An 18,337-nucleotide genomic window follows, 5' to 3' on the forward strand; every position below is an offset into this window, starting at 1 on the left:
CCTTCAGTAGCCCCGCACCGGGCAGTAATTCCGCACCGGGCGCCGCACTCGCCCGTGCCGCGCAGAGCGCAGAGGAAGCGACCCTTGCATCAGCCGACTCCGCCCTCCGACGACACCCTGTCCGCCCGCGGCGCGCCGATGCCGGCTTGGACGGGGAGCGTCGGACCGCCGCAGCGGGCGGTCACGGACACCGGCACACCCGAGCCGAGGTTCCCGACCGGCACAGGGCACCCCTCGGTGACCGCGGAGCGCGGGACGTCCGATCGATGGGGAAGTACGCCTTCGGCGTCGTGGGATGGCGAGTCGTCTCCACTGGCAGGGCCCGCGCGACGTCAGTCGGCGCCGGTGGAGCCGAGCCGGACTCCGGCTTCGGTCGGGAGCCGCTCCGCCCGGCTACCGGGACCGGTCCCGTACGGGCCACCGTCGCCTAAGGGCGTCTCTCCAGGCCCCGGAGGACCGCCCGGCCTCCCCCCTGTGCACTCGACCATCATCTGTGTGGCACTGCCGGGCCTCGCCATCTCCACGGCCCAGGGGCAGTTGACCGGCCAAGGTCTGGAGGGCTTCTACCGCGCGGGCCGGAGGGTGCTCTCCCGGTGCCAGGTCCGGATCGCCGGCCGCGAACCGCTCGCTGTCCAGGCACGGGCGACCGCGGCCGATTGCGCACGCTTCGTCGCCGTGGTCCGCGTCTCCCCTGGCCCGAGCCCGGACCCCGATGTCGTGGTCGAACGCAGCCGTCACGCCGACGGGACGGAACACATCACGCTGCGCAGCGCCGCCCTCCGCCCCCTGCGGCTGCCCGTGGAGGTGGCACTCGGCTCGGATCTGGCGGACCTGGGCGCCATCGCGTCGGGCCGAGCGGGACCCGAACTGTCCGCGAGCGTTCACGACTCCGGTCTGCGCTGGTCCGGCGCCTCCGGTGGGGCCTCGGTGACAGCAGACCCGCCCCCGAGTGACGCCCTGGCGTCGGCCGGCCTGCTGCGTTGGGAGTTCGAGCTGCCGCCCGGCGGGACGGCCGGTCTGGAGCTGCGCGTACGTCTCGACGGCGCAGCTCCCGTCCGGGCCGCGGGCCGTGCGTCGACGAGTCCCCTCGCTTCCGCCCGGGCGACGGGAGACCACCCCGCGCTCCAGCCTCTCCTGCACACGAGCATCGACGACCTCCGGTCCTTGCTGCTGCGCGACCCGGCGCACCCCACCGACATCCATCTGGCGGCCGGAGTCCCCTGGCGCTGCGGACTGGCCCCGGCCGACGCACTCGCCGCGGCCCGCATGGCCCTGCCGCTCGGGACCGGGCTCGCCGCCGGGACACTCCGAACCCTCGCCCGTACCCAACACCGAGGGAAGGCCGGAATGATCGAGGCGTGGTCCGGAATGATCCCCGGACCACGCCGGGACGCGGGGGCACATCTGCCGGCCGGCTGTACCGGCACCGAAGCCACCCTGCTCTTCCCCACTCTGCTCGCGGAGGCCTTCCGGTGGGGGCTCTCGCGACAGGAGACGGAAGACCTGCTCCCGCCGGCCGAACGCTGCCTGGGCTGGTTGCGAGCGACTGTGGGGGAGGGGACGTATCTCCGCGACCCGCAACCGGGTGGTCCGGCCCGCTGTGAGACACAGGCCCACGCCCATCGCGCGGCTGTCCTCGGTGCGGATCTGCTCGACGCCTTCGACAGACCTGGTGGGGCCGCGCTGCGGCAATGGGCCCGCGACCTGCGAACGGCCTTCCGGCGGGAATTCTGGATCGAGGATCGTGGCGGCGGCCGCCCGGCGGCGGCACGTGCTCCCGACGGCCGCCTCCTGCCGTACCTCGGAGCCACGGCCGTCCATCTCCTGGACACCGGCCTGCTCGGCGGCGGCGAACTGGCACCCGGACTCCTCGACAGCGTGCAGACCGAGCAGCTCGCCCGGCTGCTGGGTGGCCCGGCCATGGATTCGGGCTGGGGGCTGCGTGGCCTGGGTGCCAACGAAGCGGGATACAACCCCTTCGGTCACCGCACCGGCGCCGTTCGCGTCCACGAGACGGCTGTCGCCGTCGCGGGGCTGGCCGCCGCCGGGTACGAGAAGGAGGCCGGCTCCCTCCTGCGAGGTCTGCTCGCGGCATCCGAGACCTTCGGGTACCGGCTTCCTGAGATGTTCGCCGGAGAACAGCGCTCGGAGGGCAGCGCTCCGCTGCCTCATCCGGCGGCCTGTCGTCCCGCCGCGACCGCGGCGGCTGCGGGGGTGTTGTTGCTCAGTGCCCTCGTGGGAGTCCGCCCGGACGCCCCGGCGGGAACCGTCACCCTGCGGCCCCTGCGCAGCGTGCCTCTCGGCGAGATCGGACTGACCGGACTGAAGATCGCGGGCGCCCCGTTCTCGGTACGGGTCAGCAGACTCGGGCTCGCCATGGTCGAGGAGGCTGCCGAAGGGCTACAACTGGGGTCGTGACCTCGTACGACATCGCCTCGGGCAGTGGCCGCGAACAAGGTGGGGGATCCGCCCTGGAGCGCAGTGGATCAACCGTTGCCGGGACGGGCGAAGGGAGTGTTTATCGTCAGGCAGACGACTATGATCGCCGCATGCCCTACGACCCGTCAGCCTTTCCGCCCTTCGCCGTCACCGTGGATCTGGTCGTACTGACCGTGCGTCGCCACGCCCTGTGCGCGCTCGCGGTGCGCAGGGGCGAGCCGCCGTTCCAGGGACGCTGGGCACTGCCAGGCGGCTTCGTACGGGCCGACGAGGACCTGGCGCAGGCGGCGGCGCGGGAACTGGCCGAGGAGACCGGGTTGCGCGCGCACGACCCGGCCGTCCCCGTCCAGGACAACGGCGCGCACCTGGAGCAGCTGGCGACCTACGGCGACCCCAAGCGTGATCCCCGGATGCGGGTGGTGAGCGTCGCTCATCTGGCTCTGGCCCCGGATCTGCCCGCTCCCCGGGCAGGTGGCGATGCCAGCAACGCACGCTGGGCGCCCGTGGAGGAGTTGTTGCAGCAGGGCGGTTACGGTCGTGACGGGGAACCCATCGCGCCGCTGGCCTTCGACCACGCGCAGATTCTGTCGGACGGTGTGGAGCGAGCCCGTTCGAAGATCGAGTACTCGTCGCTGGCCACCGCGTTCTGCCCGCCCGAGTTCACCGTCGGTGAGCTGCGTCGTGTCTACGAGGCGGTGTGGGGCGTCGCCCTCGACCCGCGCAACTTCCATCGCAAGGTGACGGGTACGCCGGGATTCCTGGTCCCCACCGGTGGTACGACCACGCGGCAGGGCGGGCGTCCTGCCCAGCTCTTCCGTGCCGGTGGGGCCACTCTGCTCAACCCTCCGATGCTGCGCCCCGAAGTGTGACGCCATCGAAAACCGGACATAACGCGCTATCTTGCTACGGGTGATCCAGGCCTTCGGACTGACCAGCACCTCCCGCAAGGACCTCCCGCCCGCGGTCGACGACGTGTCCTTCGAAGCCCGTCCGGGCCGCGTCACCGCGCTTCTCGGAGCGACGGGCGCGGGCAAGACCACGGCGCTCAGACTGATGCTCGAACTCCAACAGGGCCGTGGCATCACCCATTTCAGGGGGCGGCCGCTGCACCGCATCGCCCATCCCTCGCGCGAGGTCGGCGTCCTCCTGGGCGATGTCCCGGGCCACCCCGCACGCACGGTCCGCGGCCATCTGCGCATGCTGTGCGCGGCGGCCGGTGTACCGGTCGGGCGCGCCGACGAGGTGCTCGAAGCGGTGGGACTGGTCAGTCTGCGCGACGAGCGCCTCGGCACGCTGTCGCTCGGCATGGACCGCCGTCTGGGTCTGGCCTGTGCCCTGTTGCCGAACCCGCACAGCCTCGTCCTGGACGATCCGGCCGAAGGCCTTTCCGGTCGGGAGAGCCACTGGCTGCACGGCATGCTGCGAGCGCACGCCGTCCGAGGCGGCACCGTCCTGTTCACCACGGCCGAGCCCAAGGAGGCCGCGCGCGTGGCGGATCGGGTCGTCACGCTCGAACAGGGCAGACTCGCCGCCGACCAGGAGGCCCAGGAGTTCGCGCGCACCAGGCTGCGCCCCCGTGTCGCCGTACGGAGTCCCCACGCCGTCCGCCTCGCTGCCCTGCTGACCAAGGAGGCGCGGGCGGCACACCGCTCCGTCGAGGTCGTCCGGGAGGACGGCAACCGGCTGTCCGTGTACGGCGGTACGTGTGCCGAAGTCGGCGAGATCGCGTTCCGCCACGGCATTCTCGTGCACCAACTTGCGGACGAGACCGGGGACATGGGGCCGGGCGCGGGATTCCTCCCAGGGGAGGGGGCCCCGGGTGGCGGCCGCCGTCCAGGAAGCCCGGACTTGTGTGTGGGCGCCACGGAGGCCGAGGCCGGGAGGTCAGGCGGTTCCGGGGGAGGCGCTGAGGCCGAGGCTCACAGCGACTCGGTAGAAGAGAGCGTCCGCAGCGGCTCTGCTGCCGGGCAAGCGTCGGGGTCTCCAACGGGGGCCCCTGCCCTCCCCTCCCCTTCCACCTCTCCCCTCCCGCCCCCCATCTCCGTCAGGACCGCCCCCAGCCCTCTTCGCCCTCTCCGCTACGAACTCCGGCGCGCGACAGGGATCGGCACCGGCTTCCTGATCGCCGCGGCCGTACTCGTGACGTCCGCCCTCACCGCCGTACTCCTGGCACGGGTCGGTCACACCCCGCAGGCCCGCCTGCTGGCCGCCTGGCCCAGGGAACTGCCGCTGCCTCCTGCGGCGCTCGGAGCGGGACTCCTCGGCGCGCTCGCCTCCGGCGACGAGTTCCGCCACCCCGCCCTGGCCGCGGACCGCGGCACCGTACCCCGTCGGCTGGGGCTGCTCACCGCGAAACTCGTCGTCGCCGCGGTCACCGCGCTGTTGCTGGCTCTGTTCGCGGTGGGCTGCGACGCCGAAGCGCTGTACCTCGTCTACGGACGGGAGCTCACGGAAGTTCCCGGCGACTGGTTGGTGTTGAGCGCGAGTTGGATCGGACTCGTGATCGGGTGCGCCTGGGCAGGCGTCCTGGCTGCCGGCATCTTCCGGTCGACCACGGCCGGGCTCGCCGCGGTGGTCTCAGTGCCCGTCCTCGGCGTACCCCTCGTACAGAGGGTCCTGCAGGGGGCGTCCGTGCGAACCGCGGCCGGACTGCCCGCGCGGTTGCGTGAGGTCTTCCTCGTCCAGTGGCCCTTTGGCGGAGGGCGCTATCTGGCCGGAGCGGTACGAGTGATCGCCCAACCTGTGGGTGGTGCACTGACGTTGTCGCTGACCGCCCTGCTGTGTGCATATCTGCTCACGAGCCTGCGCGGCAGGGTTCGATGACGACCGTCCGTGCCGTTCCGGTCCCGACGTGCGCACAACTCCCCGGTGAAAGCGCATTTCTTTCCGATAAGGCGTCAATTGCGACGGGGTGAGCGATCACCCTTTCGTGTGCTTTTCACCAAAGACCTCAAGGGAGTTGGAGGCGACGCCGACAAAGGATCCGTGAGTACCCTTGCGCACACCATGATGACCGCCGCCCGCTCCGCCGACTCCGGTCTGGCCGGCCCGGGCGAACTCGACCGCTACCCCTACGCCGAGGCCCCGGCCGCCGGCCGCGTCGGAGCCTCCATGTGGGACGGCTCGGACCCGGAGCTGGGCCGCGTGGGCCGACGAGCCGCCGGCAGCCGCGGGCGCGGACTGCACGGCCAACTCGTCCAGCAGCTCGGACAGATGATCGTCTCCGGTGATCTGGGCGCCGACCGCCCGCTCGTCCCCGAGGAGATCGGCCAGCGCTTCGAGGTCTCCCGTACCGTCGTCCGTGAGTCGCTCCGCGTCCTTGAGGCCAAGGGCCTGGTCAGTGCCCGCCCGAACGTCGGCACGCGCGTGCGTCCCGTCAGCGACTGGAACCTCCTGGACCCGGACATCATCGAATGGCGGGCCTTCGGACCGCAGCGCGACGATCAGCGCCGCGAGCTGAGCGAGCTGCGCTGGACGATCGAGCCGCTCGCCGCTCGCCTGGCCGCCGGACACGGTCGTGACGACGTCCAGCAGCGCCTCGGCGACATGGTCGAGATCATGGGGCACGCCATGAACCAGGGCGACGCGCTCACCTTCTCCCGCGCCGACGCCGAGTTCCACTCCCTGCTCATCCAGGTCGCGGGCAACCGCATGCTGGAGCACCTCTCCGGGATCGTCTCGGCCGCCCTCCAGGTCTCCGGCGGGCCGGTCACCGGATGCGACCGGCCGAACGAGTCGTCGCTGGCGCACCACGGCCGGATCGTCGACGCACTCGCCACCGGCGACGGCATGGCGGCCGAAGCGGCCATGCGGCAACTGCTCACCGTCCACCCCGAGGTGGAGCGCGTGGTGCCTGCCCCGCGCGAGCACTGACCGCGCGCAGCGGGCGGCGCGGCCGGGGATGCCTTCCCCTTCCCGCAGCATCGTTCGGCCGTCGAACCGCCGCCGTCGGACCCCGCAGGGTCTACAGGGACCCTGCGGGGTCCGACGGCGCGCAGGGGTGAGAGCATTTCCGGGCATCGCCGACCGGAGCCACCGGCTGACCATGTCTGCCCGTGTCTGACCGTTTTTGGTTACTTACGGGGTGTGACTCGGGCCACGCAGATTGGGCGTAACGCTCGTGGAAACAGCGCGATGACCTAAGAGGTGACAGCCGCGGAGGGAATACGGACGCCGTTCAAGGCGCTGTGCATCTTCCCCGGCCCCCGCCCGCGCCGTCGGCCCTTCCCAGGTCGGTGGTCGGCTCCTGTCCGCCATGGACGGGGCCGGAAGCCGTTTTCCAACGTTCCGAGAGGTTGTTCGTGTCGGCCAGCACATCCCGTACGCTCCCGCCGGAGATCGCCGAGTCCGTCTCTGTCATGGCTCTCATTGAGCGGGGAAAGGCTGAGGGGCAGATCGCCGGCGACGACGTGCGTCGGGCCTTCGAAGCTGACCAGATTCCGGCCACTCAGTGGAAGAACGTACTGCGCAGCCTCAACCAGATCCTCGAGGAAGAGGGTGTGACGCTGATGGTCAGTGCCGCGGAGCCCAAGCGCACCCGAAAGAGCGTCGCAGCGAAGAGTCCGGCCAAGCGCACCGCCACCAAGACGGTCGCGGCGAAGACGGTGACCACGAAGAAGGCCACCGCCACCGCCACCCCTGCGGCTCCCGCCGCTGAGCCCGCTGTCGAGGGCGAGGAGCCCACGAAGCCCGCCGTGAAGAAGGCGGTCGCCACCAAGAAGGCGGCCGTGAAGAAGACCGCCGCCACCAAGAAGACCGCGGCGGCCAAGAAGACGACCTCCAAGAAGGACGACGCCGAGGTCATCGAGGAAGAGGTCCTCGAGGAGATCAAGCCCGGCGAAGAGGAAGAGGAGGGGGCCGAGAACAAGGGCTTCGTCCTCTCCGACGACGACGAGGACGACGCTCCGGCCCAGCAGGTCGCCGTCGCCGGCGCCACCGCCGACCCCGTCAAGGACTACCTCAAGCAGATCGGCAAGGTCCCCCTGCTCAACGCCGAGCAGGAGGTCGAGCTCGCCAAGCGCATCGAGGCCGGTCTGTTCGCCGAGGACAAGCTGGCCAACGCCGACAAGCTCGCGCCCAAGCTCAAGCGCGAGCTGGAGATCATCGCCGAGGACGGCCGCCGCGCCAAGAACCACCTCCTGGAGGCCAACCTCCGTCTGGTGGTCTCCCTGGCCAAGCGCTACACCGGTCGCGGCATGCTCTTCCTGGACCTCATCCAGGAGGGCAACCTCGGTCTGATCCGCGCGGTCGAGAAGTTCGACTACACCAAGGGCTACAAGTTCTCCACGTACGCCACCTGGTGGATCCGTCAGGCGATCACCCGCGCCATGGCCGACCAGGCCCGCACCATCCGTATCCCGGTGCACATGGTCGAGGTCATCAACAAGCTCGCGCGTGTGCAGCGCCAGATGCTCCAGGACCTGGGCCGCGAGCCCACCCCGGAGGAGCTGGCCAAGGAACTCGACATGACCCCGGAGAAGGTCATCGAGGTCCAGAAGTACGGTCGCGAGCCCATCTCCCTGCACACCCCGCTGGGCGAGGACGGCGACAGCGAGTTCGGTGACCTCATCGAGGACTCCGAGGCCGTCGTCCCGGCCGACGCGGTCAGCTTCACGCTCCTTCAGGAGCAGCTGCACTCCGTGCTCGACACCCTGTCCGAGCGCGAGGCGGGCGTCGTGTCGATGCGCTTCGGTCTCACCGACGGTCAGCCGAAGACCCTCGACGAGATCGGCAAGGTGTACGGCGTCACGCGCGAGCGCATCCGCCAGATCGAGTCGAAGACCATGTCGAAGCTGCGCCACCCGTCGCGTTCGCAGGTGCTGCGCGACTACCTCGACTAGGCCGTAGCCGTACGACACCGAAGGCCCGGTCCCTGCCCAGGGACCGGGCCTTCGTGCTGCGCGCACAGGCGCGCTGCATGACTCTGGGTTTCCGATCACCACACGGAGTGAGGAGCATGCATGCGTCGTCCCATTGCCCGGACGCTGACCCGGCCGCTGGTTCTGGCGGCCGTGGCCGCGGCCATACCGCTGGTGTCGGCCGCCCCCGTGGCGGCCGACAGCATTGTCGTCGGGGGATTCCCGGTCGATGTGTCAACGGCACCCTGGACGGTGGCCCTGTCCAGCCGTGACCGGTTCGGGGGTACGCGCGCCGGGCAGTTCTGCGGCGGCGTCGCCGTCGACCCGACCACGGTGCTCACCGCGGCCCACTGCATGGGCGAGAACGTGTTGGGGGCGCCACCGGAGCGGGTGCGCGACCTCCGGGTCATCACGGGCCGTACGGACCTGCTCTCGGACCAGGGAGCGGAGATCGCCGTACGCGAGGTCCGGGTGAATCCCGGTTACGACCCGCAGACCAATGCGGGGGACTTCGCGGTTCTCACGCTCGCCCGGCCCGTGCCGCAGAACGCGGTGATCGGCATGGCAGCCGGTGGTGATCCCGCATACGCGGCGGGGACGCCCGCCACGGTGTACGGCTGGGGCGACATCACGGGTGGGGGTGACTACGCCCGGAGCCTGAGGGCCGCGCAGGTGCATGTGATGTCGGACACGCGTTGCCGTGACGCCTATCCGGGTACGGCCGAGGGCACCTACCTCGCCGACAGCATGCTGTGCGCCGGGGAGGAGCGTGGCGGCCGCGACTCCTGCCAGGGCGACAGCGGGGGTCCGCTGGTCGCGCAGGGCAAGCTGGTCGGACTCGTGTCCTGGGGGAACGGCTGCGGGCGCGCGGGCTGGCCCGGCGTCTACACGCGTGTGTCCGACGTCATGCGGACCCTGGACCAACAGGGGCTGCGAGTGGCCGCCTCGGCACCGCGGGAGGGTGCAGGAGCGCCTCAGAGGCGCTGAGCGGTCTCGCACGAGCCATGAGCAAGGGCGGCTGCCCCTGGGAGCAGGGGCGGCCGCCCTTATGCCGACCTGTGTCGGCGCCGGCTCGTCGTGGACGCGAGTGTCAGCGCTCTTCTTCGGAGGCGGTAGCAGGAGCAGCCGTGAGCCGCTCCGTCTCGTCCTGTATCTCAGCGGCGATCTTCTTGAGTTCCGGCTCGAACTTGCGACCGTGGTGGGCGCAGAAGAGCAGTTCTCCGCCGCTGATCAGGACGACGCGTACGTACGCCTGTGCGCCGCAGCGGTCGCAGCGGTCTGCGGCCGTCAGCGGGCTCGCGGGGGTCAGAACAGTAGTCACGTCGCCTCTTCTCTAGCTCGACGAGCTGTCGTACCAGGGTCAACATCCAACCAGCCCCAAAACGTTCCCGCTCGGGGCTTCTCCCAGAGAGAAATTTTCCGGACGGCTGGCTGCTGCCGGTTTGGCGGCGAATGTGCCGTATTACGTGTCTGTGTGTCTTACGGTTTCGCGCTGGTCGGTCAAGGTCGGTCCCGCCGGCTGGGTTGCCGGTTGTTCATGAGGACGTGCCCGGAGCCTAAATGGTTCATGCCCCTGAGGGAACGTGATATGTACTTCACCCCATCGAGGGATCGAACAGGTATGCGACTCTGGATTAGTCTGTCTTCCGCACGAGGGTGGCGTTACAACGGCTCTACCAGGCCTCGGTACCCTCATGGCGGCTACCGATGCCGCGCCCTTACCCAGAAGGGCCCCACCTGAAATTCAGCGAGGAGCGAACCGCGTGACCGCCGAGACGTCCGTGCCGTCCACAGCTCTGCTGGCAGGAGCAGACCGGGACGGTTCCAACTACACCGCGCGGCACCTGCTCGTCCTCGAGGGGCTCGAGGCCGTACGCAAGCGCCCGGGTATGTACATCGGCTCGACCGACAGCCGTGGTCTCATGCACTGCCTGTGGGAGATCATCGACAACTCCGTCGATGAGGCCCTCGGTGGGTACTGCGACCACATCGAGGTGATCCTCCACGACGACGCCTCCGTGGAGGTCCGGGACAACGGCCGGGGCATCCCCGTCGACGTCGAGCCCAAGACCGGCCTGTCCGGTGTCGAGGTCGTCATGACCAAACTGCACGCCGGCGGCAAGTTCGGAGGTGGCTCGTACGCGGCCTCCGGCGGACTGCACGGTGTGGGCGCTTCCGTGGTCAACGCCCTGTCCGCGCGACTGGACGTCGAGGTCGACCGCAGTGGCCACACCCACGCGATCAGTTTCCGACGCGGCGTGCCGGGTGCCTTCGCGGCGATCGGGCCCGACGCCAAGTTCGACGCCACGAGCGGCCTGCGCAAGACCAAGAAGATCCCCAAGACCCGGACCGGCACGCGCGTGCGGTACTGGGCCGACCGCCAGATCTTCCTCAAGGACGCCAAGCTCTCCCTGGAGAACCTCCACCAGCGCGCCCGCCAGACGGCGTTCCTGGTGCCCGGCCTGACCATCGTCGTCCGCGACGAGTTCGGTCTCGGCGAGGGCGGCAGCAAGGGCGAGGAGTCCTTCCGCTTCGACGGCGGCATCAGCGAGTTCTGCGAGTACCTGGCCACCGACAAGCCGGTCAACGACGTCCTCCGCTTCTCCGGCCAGGGCACCTTCAGGGAGACCGTCCCGGTCCTGGACGAACACGGCCAGATGACCCCGACCCAGGTCACCCGTGAGCTCGACGTCGATGTCGCGATGCGCTGGGGCACGGGATACGACACGACCCTGAAGTCGTTCGTGAACATCATCGCCACCCCCAAGGGCGGCACCCACGTGGCCGGCTTCGAGACGGCCGTCACCAGCACCATGAACGAAGTGCTGCGTGCCAAGAAGCTGCTGCGCGTCGCCGAGGACGACATCGTCAAGGACGACGCTCTCGAAGGCCTCACCGCGGTCGTCACCGTCCGCCTGGCCGAGCCCCAGTTCGAGGGCCAGACCAAGGAGGTCCTTGGCACCTCGGCGGCTCGCCGCATCGTGAACACCGTCATCTCCAAAGAGCTCAAGGCCTTCCTGACGTCCACGAAGCGGGACGCCGCAGCCCAGGCCCGGGTCGTCATGGAGAAGGCGGTCGCCGCCGCGCGCACCCGCATCGCGGCCCGCCAGCACAAGGACGCCCAGCGCCGGAAGACGGCCCTGGAGTCCTCCACGCTGCCGGCCAAGCTCGCCGACTGCCGCAGCGACGACGTGGACCGCAGTGAGCTGTTCATCGTCGAGGGAGACTCCGCGCTCGGTACCGCGAAGCTCGCCCGGAACTCCGAGTTCCAGGCGCTGCTGCCGATCCGCGGCAAGATCCTCAACGTTCAGAAGTCGTCCGTCACCGACATGCTCAAGAACGTCGAGTGCGGCGCGATCATCCAGGTCATAGGGGCGGGGTCGGGCCGGACGTTCGACATCGACGCCGCCCGCTACGGCAAGATCATCATGATGACCGACGCCGACGTCGACGGTTCGCACATCCGCTGCCTGCTGCTGACGCTGTTCCAGCGCTACATGCGGCCCATGGTCGAGGCGGGCCGGGTGTTCGCGGCGGTGCCGCCGCTGCACCGGATCGAACTTGTCCAGCCCAAGAAGGGGCAGGACAAGTACGTCTACACGTACTCGGACCGTGAGCTGCGGGAGAAGCTGTTGGAGTTCCAGAGCAAGGGAGTCCGGTACAAGGACTCCATCCAGCGGTACAAGGGCCTCGGCGAGATGGACGCCGACCAGCTGGCCGAGACGACGATGGACCCCCGGCACAGGACTCTGCGCCGCATCAACCTCGCCGATCTCGAGGCGGCCGAGCAGGTCTTCGATCTGCTGATGGGCAATGACGTGGCGCCGCGGAAGGAGTTCATCTCCGGGTCGGCCGCGACACTGGACCGGTCGCGCATCGACGCGTAGTCGCTGCGCTGGGCTCGGGCGGGGCTGAGACGGGCCTCGCCCGGGCTGCGGGCGCATGTGGCGGTTACGCGCAGCGTGCCTCCGGTCTTTGCGGTCGGGGCCGGTGGCTTACGTGGGTGTCGTCGGAGTGAGTGTCGGCGCGACCTCTTCGCCCTTGGGGCCGGGTGATGGCCGCGGGTGCAACGGGAGCGGGGCCCGGCTGCCCAATCGGAGCCGGGCTCCGAAGCTGTCGGTGGCGGTCGGCGGTCGATGCCTGCCGAACGTGTGTCGGCCACGGCTGATGCGCATTCGGCGACTCCGTTGCCGAACAGGCCCGCGGGGCGGGCGTCCACGCGACGGCTTCGACGGCTGGCGGATCTGCGTTCGACTCGACGGTCTCTTCTCACGTCGTGTGCAGGTCCAGCCGCTGTAGACCGGGGCGTCTCCACCCGAGGGTGGAGGGCGCGACCGCCCGGGAATCCACCCGTGATCCACCCCGGCTCCGATCTCCCGACCTGCGGATTTCCGTAGCTTCGAAGGTGTCGGCGGCATCCGCTGCCGGCAGTCCCTTCCTCGCTCACGGAGGCTGTGATGTCCGGGCTCGTCGATGCGTTGCTGATCGTGGTCGCGGTAATCGTGGTGATCGCCCGGCAGTTCCGCGCAAACAGGATCGACACCGGGCGGCGCTGGTGGCTGCTCCCCGTGATCCTGGCCGTCGTGGCGCTCCGGGAGGCGGGACTCGTGGACCCCCGGCATCACACGGCATCGCTCACCCTGCTCGTCGCCGAGCTGCTCACCGGACTCGCCATCGGAGCCGGATGGGCCTGGACGAGCCGCATCTGGACCGAGTCGGACGGGACGGTGTGGAGCAGGAGCACCAAAGCGAGTGGAGCCGTCTGGTGCGTCGGCATCGGACTGCGCGTCGGCCTCTTCGCGCTCGGTGCGGCGACAGGTGTCCACCAGGACTCCTCCGCGCTGCTGCTCGCCCTGGCCGCCACCCTCCTGGTGCGCTCCGCGATCCTGGTCTGGCGTGCGCAGTCCCTGCACCCGGCCGTCGCCCACGCACCGGCGTACGGTGAGCGCATGTTCGAGTCCACGGGGAAGGCACGCGGGTGACGGAGAACAGCTGGACCCGCTGGCCCTCCCGGGAGGCGCTCACCCGCGAGGCGGCCACGCGCCCCCGGCGGGTGCTCGGCTGGGTCACACGGTCTCTGGTGCTCGCCATGCTCCTGTGGGGGGCCTTCAACGGCACCCATGTCCGTGGCTGGGGCGTGCTCGTGGCGGTGGCTGCGATCGTTTCGGCCGCGGTCGCCGGCTGGGCACTCTTCCGCACCACCCTGGCGCACCGGCTCCGGCCCTCCCTGGTGCTCTACGGCGTCCTCCTGTTGATCGCGGCCGCCGCCCAGGCCGCCGACTTCGGAGTGATCGCCCTGGTCCTGTGGTGCGGCTGCGCCGTCACCGCGCTGGAGCGGCTGCCCATCGCCGCCGCCCTGCCGGTGACCGTGGCCGCCCTCGCCCTGTACGCCGCGGTCAACGACGACGCATGGCTGACCACCCTGGCCACCACGGCGGGACTCGCCCTGGCCGGATATGTCCTGCGGCTGGATGCCGAGGCACGCGGCAGTGCCCAGCGGCTGCTCACCCAGGAGCGGGCGGCCCGAGCGGCAGAGGCGGAGTCCGCGGCACTCGGGGAGCGGGCCCGTATCGCCCGGGAGATCCACGACGTGCTGGCACACAGCCTCTCGGCCCAGCTGGTGCACCTGGAGGCGGCCCGGCTGCTGATAGAGGGCGGAGCCGACCGGGACCAGATCCTCGAAAGGGTGGTCGCGGCCCGGGGCATGGCTCGCGACGGTCTCGCCGAGACCCGGCAGGCACTGTCGGCCCTGCGGGGGGACATGACCCCGCTGGAGGACTTCCTGAGTCAGCTCGTGGGCACGGACGACGGAGCCGAAGCCACCATTTCGGGTGAGCGTCGGCCGTTGCCGGCGGAGGCGTCGCAAGCGGTGCGCAGGGTCGCACAGGAGGCCCTGACCAACGTCCGCAAGCACGCCCCGGGGGCCAAGGTCCGTATGCGGCTCGAGTACGGCGAGGACCAGGTGACTCTGGTGGTCCGGGACTCGGGTGGTTCGCCGGGTGAACTCACCACCACCGGAGGCGGGTACGGTCTGCGGGGGATGCGGGAGCGCGCCGAACTGCTGGGCGGTTCGCTGGACGCGGGGCCGGACGACGAGGGGTTCATGGTGACGTTGAAGGTGCCGGTATGACGGAGGGCGCGCAGACGAAGCCCGCGCGGGTGGTCGTCGCCGACGACCAGACCGTGGTCCGCGAAGGCATCGTGATGTTGCTGGGCCTGCTGCCCGGGATCGAGGTGGTGGGCGCCGCGGGGGACGGCGAGCAGGCGGTGCAGCTTGTCGCGGAACTCGCCCCGGACGTGGTGCTGATGGACCTGCGCATGCCCCGCTGCGACGGGGTGGAGGCGACCCGGCGGATCCGGGCCGAGCACCCCGGCACCCAGGTCGTGGTGCTGACGACGTACGCGGACGACGACTCGCTGTTCCCCGCGCTCAAGGCGGGAGCGCGGGGCTATCTCACCAAGGACGCGGGAGGCGACGAGATCGTACGGGCCGTGCACAGCGTGCTCTCCGGGGACGCGGGACTCTCGCCGAGCATCCAGCGACGGCTCCTGGAGCGGCTGTCGCAACCCGAGCCGCCTCAGCCGACGGTCACCTCCGTGGAACCGCCCGACGGGCTCACCTCCCGGGAGGTCGAGGTACTGGCGCTGATCGCCGAAGGGCTCAGCAACCAGGAGATCGCCCGCGCACTGCACGTCTCCACCGCCACCGTGAAGACCCACATCAACAACCTGTTCGCCAAGACGGGACTCAAGGACCGTGCACAGGCGGTGCGTTACGCCTATGCGAAGGGACTTGTGCGGCCACCGACGGGAGGAATCACCTGATGGGGTGAAGAGCGCGGGGAGAAGAGTCGGGGATCTTCCCGTTCTGTCCATCCTTGAGCATGCAGTCAAGCAACGCTCGTCCCCGCGGAAGCGGGGGTGACGCCGAGAGTTCGGCCGAGACCCACGGCGGGCAAGATCAAGCTCGCGCCGAGGCGACCGGGGTGCGGTACGACGATCCCTGGTACGACGCGCTCGCCTCCGGCTGGGGCGAGACGAGCGGTGACGGCACTCCCGTAGCCCCGGTTGAGGCGGCACGCGCGGAGCGCGCGGACAGGGCGGCGGCCGCGGCCGATGTCTATCTCGAAGTGCAGCGCAGCGCGGCCTTCCAGGAGGTGCGCAGCCGGTACCGGAGGTTCGTGGTCCCGGCGGGCATCGGGTTCTTCGTCTGGTACGTGGCCTACGTCGTGACGGCGACGAGCGCGCCCGGGCTGATGGCGCGACCCGTGGCGGGCGCGGTGAATGTGGCGATGCTCGCGGGGCTCGGGCAGTTCCTGACCACGTTCCTGCTGACCTGGGCCTACGCCCGGCATGCGCGGCTGCGCCGGGACCGGGCCGCGCTCGAACTGCGCTGGGACACCCAGGAACTGACGCGTACGGCTCGGGGCGGTGCTGCATCGTGACGGGGAACCACCAGACTCTGGCGCTGCTGCTGTTCAGCATGTTCGTCGCGGTCACTTTGGGGATCACGACGTGGGTGAGCCGTCACCGGCACGGCTCGGCGGAGGAGTTCTATGCGGGGGGCCGGCTGTTCTCGCCCATGGAGAATGGTTTTGCCATCGCGGGCGACTACATGTCGGCGGCGTCCTTCCTCGGGATCTCCGGGCTCATCGCGCTGTTCGGGTACGACGGGATGCTCTACTCGGTCGGTTTCCTCGTGGCCTGGCTGGTGGTGCTCTTCCTGGTCGCCGAACTGGTCCGCAACTGCGGGAGGTTCACCCTCGCCGACGTGGTCGCGGCCCGGATGAGCGAGCGGCCGGTGCGGATCGCGGCCGGGGCCTCCTCGGTCACCGTGTCCGTGCTGTACCTGGTCGCGCAGATGGTCGGCGCGGGCAGTCTCGTCGCGCTGCTGCTCGGCGGCACCAGTGAGGCGGCACAGTCCTGGACCGTCATCGGGGTCGGCGCGCTCATGGTGATCTACGTGTCCCTGGGAGGGATGCGGGCCACCACCTGGATCCAGATCGTCAAGGCGGTGCTGCTGCTCGGCGGAACCGTGGCGCTGACCGCGCTGGTGCTGGTGCGGTTCCACGGTGATGTCGATCAGTTGCTGCTCACGGCGGCGGAACGCAGTGGCCACGGCCGGTCGTTCCTGGCGCCGGGCCTGAAGTACGGCGGGGACTGGACCGCGCGCTTCGACTTCATCAGCCTGGGACTCGCGCTCGTGCTCGGCACGGCAGGGCTGCCGCACATTCTGTCCCGCTTCTACACCGTGCCCACCGCACGCGCGGCACGGCGTTCGGTGGTCTGGTCGATCGGGCTCATCGGCGGTTTCTACCTGATGACGATCGTCCTCGGCTTCGGTGCCGCGGCGATCGTCGGGCCCGAAGCGGTGAGGGGATCGAACGCCGCCGGGAACACCGCCGTCCCGTTGCTGGCCCTCGACCTGGGCGGTGGTGCCGACTCCACGGGAGGAACGGTTCTGTTCGCGATCGTCGCGGCCGTCGCCTTCGCCACGATCCTCGCCGTGGTAGCCGGCATCACGCTCGCCTCCTCGGCCTCCGTCGCCCACGACCTGTACGCCTCGCTGCGGCGTGGACGTGCCAAGCCGCGCAGCGAGGTCGCCGTGGCCAGGACCGCCGCCGTGGGGATCGGGGTGGTCGCGATCGCTCTCGGCCTGCTCGCGAGGGACCTCAACGTTGCCTTCCTGGTCGGCCTCGCCTTTGCCGTCGCCGCCTCCGCAAACCTGCCGGTCCTGCTCTATTCGCTGTTCTGGCGGGGGTTCACCACCCGGGGTGCCGTCTGGTCCGTCTACGGCGGGCTGGTCCCGGCCCTGGCCCTGGTGCTGCTGTCGCCCGTGGTGTCCGGCAGCCCCGAATCGCTGTTCCCCGGCCTCGACTTCCAGTACTTCCCGCTCCAGAACCCCGGCCTGGTCTCCATCCCACTGGGCTTTGTCGCGGGCTGGCTCGGCACGATCACCTCGGCGGAGGTCGCCGACGAGGCCAAACACGCGGAGACCGAGGTGCGGTCACTGACGGGGGCGGGGGCCGTGTAGCGACGGCGACGGTGAGCGCGCTGCGTCCGCGGCGATGAGCGGGCGGCGCCTGCGTCGTCGTACGGCATGTGTCTTAGTCGTACGACATCCCGCGCTGGGTTCCTCCAGACGTACGGCATCCCGTGCGCGGGCACTCCAGCCGCTCGTCCTCGGCGGGCAAGGACGGCTAGGGCGCCACCCATGCGTACCGGTGCTCCGGGCGTCCTGTGTCGCCGTATCTGAGTGAGAGGCGGAGGCGGCCGGCCTGTTCGAGGTGGCGGAGGTAGCGCTGGGCGGTGGAGCGGCTCAGGCCGGTCTCGGCGGCGACCTCGTGGGCGGACAGGGGATGGTCGGCGTGGTGGAGGACGCGGCAGATGAGGTCCGTCGTGGGTTCCGAGTGGCCGCTGGGCAGGCCCGGGGAGGCCGGGGCCGACGTCATGCGCAGGGCGCTGAAGATCCGGTCGACCTGTTCCTGGCCGGCGATACCGCGGCCCCCGACGCGGTCGACGGTGCGGCGCAGGGCGGCGTAGGAGTCCAGACGGGTCCGCAGGGCCGCGAAGGTGAACGGTTTGACCAGGTAGTGGAGGGCGCCCAGACGCATCGCCGCCTGGATGGTCGCCACGTCACCGGCCGCGGTGATCATGATGACGTCGGTGCCGTGGCCCTGTTCCCGCATGCGGTGGACGAGTTCGAGGCCGGTCTGGTCGGGCAGGTAGTGGTCGAGCAGGACCAGGTCGATGGTCCCGCGCTGCACGTTGGACAGCGCCTGGGCGGCGCTGTGCGCGCGGGCGGCCACCCGGAAGCCGGGAACCTTCCCCACGTACTTGGCGTTGATCTCGGCGACACGGAAGTCGTCGTCCACGACCAGGACGTCAATCATCGGGCCTCTTTCCCTCAAGGCCTGGCGGGCGTAACGCCCGTGTTTCGGCTCCGCTGTTGTAGCGCGCGCAAAACGAGCACAACAGGCTGTTGCAAGCAAAAGAACGGCATGCGCCCAGAAGACTGATGCCGTGGCGTGGGCCACATC

At 70.2% G+C, this 18,337-nt stretch carries 14 protein-coding genes; 12 read left to right on the top strand and 2 right to left on the bottom strand.

All coding sequences use genetic code 11. The annotated features are described in order from the left end of the window. Positions 1 to 495 precede the first annotated feature (495 nt). The 6 genes from H295_RS0130625 to H295_RS0130650 all read left to right on the top strand — a co-directional run bounded on the left by H295_RS0130625 (position 496) and on the right by H295_RS0130650 (position 9,284). Positions 496 to 2,418, top strand: coding sequence for a glycogen debranching N-terminal domain-containing protein (locus tag H295_RS0130625; RefSeq protein ID WP_234021706.1), 1,923 nt, complete (start codon positions 496 to 498; stop codon positions 2,416 to 2,418). Between the two features lie 131 nt (positions 2,419 to 2,549). Further along, the gene (locus H295_RS0130630; protein ID WP_020139160.1) at positions 2,550 to 3,308 is read left to right on the top strand and encodes an NUDIX hydrolase; all 759 of its coding nucleotides are present in this window, start codon (positions 2,550 to 2,552) and stop codon (positions 3,306 to 3,308) included. 40 nt (positions 3,309 to 3,348) lie between these two features. Further along, a complete protein-coding gene (locus H295_RS0130635) occupies positions 3,349 to 5,262 on the top strand; it encodes an ATP-binding cassette domain-containing protein (protein ID WP_020139161.1) in 1,914 nt (637 codons plus the stop codon). A gap of 162 nt (positions 5,263 to 5,424) precedes the next feature. Further along, positions 5,425 to 6,312, top strand: a complete 888-nt coding sequence (locus H295_RS0130640; RefSeq protein ID WP_078616792.1) for a FadR/GntR family transcriptional regulator — start codon at positions 5,425 to 5,427, stop codon at positions 6,310 to 6,312. Positions 6,313 to 6,740: 428 nt separating this feature from the next. Further along, positions 6,741 to 8,279, top strand: a complete 1,539-nt coding sequence (locus tag H295_RS0130645) for an RNA polymerase sigma factor (protein WP_028809899.1) — start codon at positions 6,741 to 6,743, stop codon at positions 8,277 to 8,279. A gap of 120 nt (positions 8,280 to 8,399) precedes the next feature. Next, positions 8,400 to 9,284: a serine protease gene (locus H295_RS0130650; protein ID WP_020139164.1), complete on the top strand. Its 885-nt coding sequence runs from the start codon at positions 8,400 to 8,402 to the stop codon at positions 9,282 to 9,284. A 103-nt stretch (positions 9,285 to 9,387) separates the two neighbouring features. Here H295_RS0130650 and H295_RS0130655 read toward each other — a convergent pair whose 3' ends face one another. Further along, a complete protein-coding gene (locus H295_RS0130655) occupies positions 9,388 to 9,618 on the bottom strand; it encodes a DUF7455 domain-containing protein (protein WP_020139165.1) in 231 nt (76 codons plus the stop codon). A 442-nt stretch (positions 9,619 to 10,060) separates the two neighbouring features. Between H295_RS0130655 and H295_RS0130660 the strand changes: the two genes are divergently transcribed. The 6 genes from H295_RS0130660 (at position 10,061) to H295_RS0130685 (ending at position 17,331) form a co-directional block, all read left to right on the top strand. Beyond that, entirely contained in the window at positions 10,061 to 12,184 is a 2,124-nt protein-coding gene (locus tag H295_RS0130660) for a DNA gyrase/topoisomerase IV subunit B (RefSeq protein ID WP_020139166.1), read from the top strand. A 570-nt stretch (positions 12,185 to 12,754) separates the two neighbouring features. Further along, positions 12,755 to 13,279: a CcdC protein domain-containing protein gene (locus H295_RS0130665; RefSeq protein WP_020139167.1), complete on the top strand. Its 525-nt coding sequence runs from the start codon at positions 12,755 to 12,757 to the stop codon at positions 13,277 to 13,279. Then, entirely contained in the window at positions 13,276 to 14,427 is a 1,152-nt protein-coding gene (locus tag H295_RS0130670; protein ID WP_020139168.1) for a sensor histidine kinase, read from the top strand. Before H295_RS0130665 ends, H295_RS0130670 begins: the two co-directional genes overlap by 4 nt. Then, complete coding sequence (locus H295_RS0130675; protein WP_020139169.1) at positions 14,424 to 15,122, top strand: response regulator transcription factor; 699 nt, start codon at positions 14,424 to 14,426, stop codon at positions 15,120 to 15,122. Before H295_RS0130670 ends, H295_RS0130675 begins: the two co-directional genes overlap by 4 nt. A gap of 59 nt (positions 15,123 to 15,181) precedes the next feature. Beyond that, positions 15,182 to 15,742 (top strand): DUF485 domain-containing protein, encoded by a 561-nt coding sequence (locus H295_RS0130680; RefSeq protein WP_028809901.1) that lies wholly within the window; start codon positions 15,182 to 15,184, stop codon positions 15,740 to 15,742. Next, positions 15,739 to 17,331 carry a cation acetate symporter gene (locus H295_RS0130685; RefSeq protein ID WP_020139171.1) on the top strand — a complete coding sequence of 531 codons (1,593 nt, stop codon included), beginning with the start codon at positions 15,739 to 15,741 and terminating at the stop codon, positions 17,329 to 17,331. Before H295_RS0130680 ends, H295_RS0130685 begins: the two co-directional genes overlap by 4 nt. A 166-nt stretch (positions 17,332 to 17,497) precedes the next feature. Here the strand turns inward: H295_RS0130685 and H295_RS0130690 are convergent, their stop codons facing one another. Next, positions 17,498 to 18,190: a response regulator gene (locus H295_RS0130690; protein WP_020139172.1), complete on the bottom strand. Its 693-nt coding sequence runs from the start codon at positions 18,188 to 18,190 to the stop codon at positions 17,498 to 17,500. Positions 18,191 to 18,337 lie beyond the last annotated feature (147 nt).

This window comes from Streptomyces sp. 351MFTsu5.1 (assembly GCF_000383655.1).
In the GTDB taxonomy this organism is placed as follows: Bacteria; Actinomycetota; Actinomycetes; order Streptomycetales; family Streptomycetaceae; genus Streptomyces; species Streptomyces griseorubiginosus.

What these genes read in the sequence shown, in the direction of transcription:
- H295_RS0130650 (WP_020139164.1), top strand. Translation starts at nt 8,400, where the DNA reads ATGCGTCGTCCCATTGCCCGGACGCTGACCCGGCCGCTGGTTCTGGCG.
- H295_RS0130675 (WP_020139169.1), top strand. Translation starts at nt 14,424, where the DNA reads ATGACGGAGGGCGCGCAGACGAAGCCCGCGCGGGTGGTCGTCGCCGAC.
- H295_RS0130665 (WP_020139167.1), top strand. Translation starts at nt 12,755, where the DNA reads ATGTCCGGGCTCGTCGATGCGTTGCTGATCGTGGTCGCGGTAATCGTG.
- H295_RS0130680 (WP_028809901.1), top strand. Translation starts at nt 15,182, where the DNA reads ATGCAGTCAAGCAACGCTCGTCCCCGCGGAAGCGGGGGTGACGCCGAG.
- H295_RS0130630 (WP_020139160.1), top strand. Translation starts at nt 2,550, where the DNA reads ATGCCCTACGACCCGTCAGCCTTTCCGCCCTTCGCCGTCACCGTGGAT.
- H295_RS0130690 (WP_020139172.1), bottom strand. Translation starts at nt 18,190, where the DNA reads ATGATTGACGTCCTGGTCGTGGACGACGACTTCCGTGTCGCCGAGATC.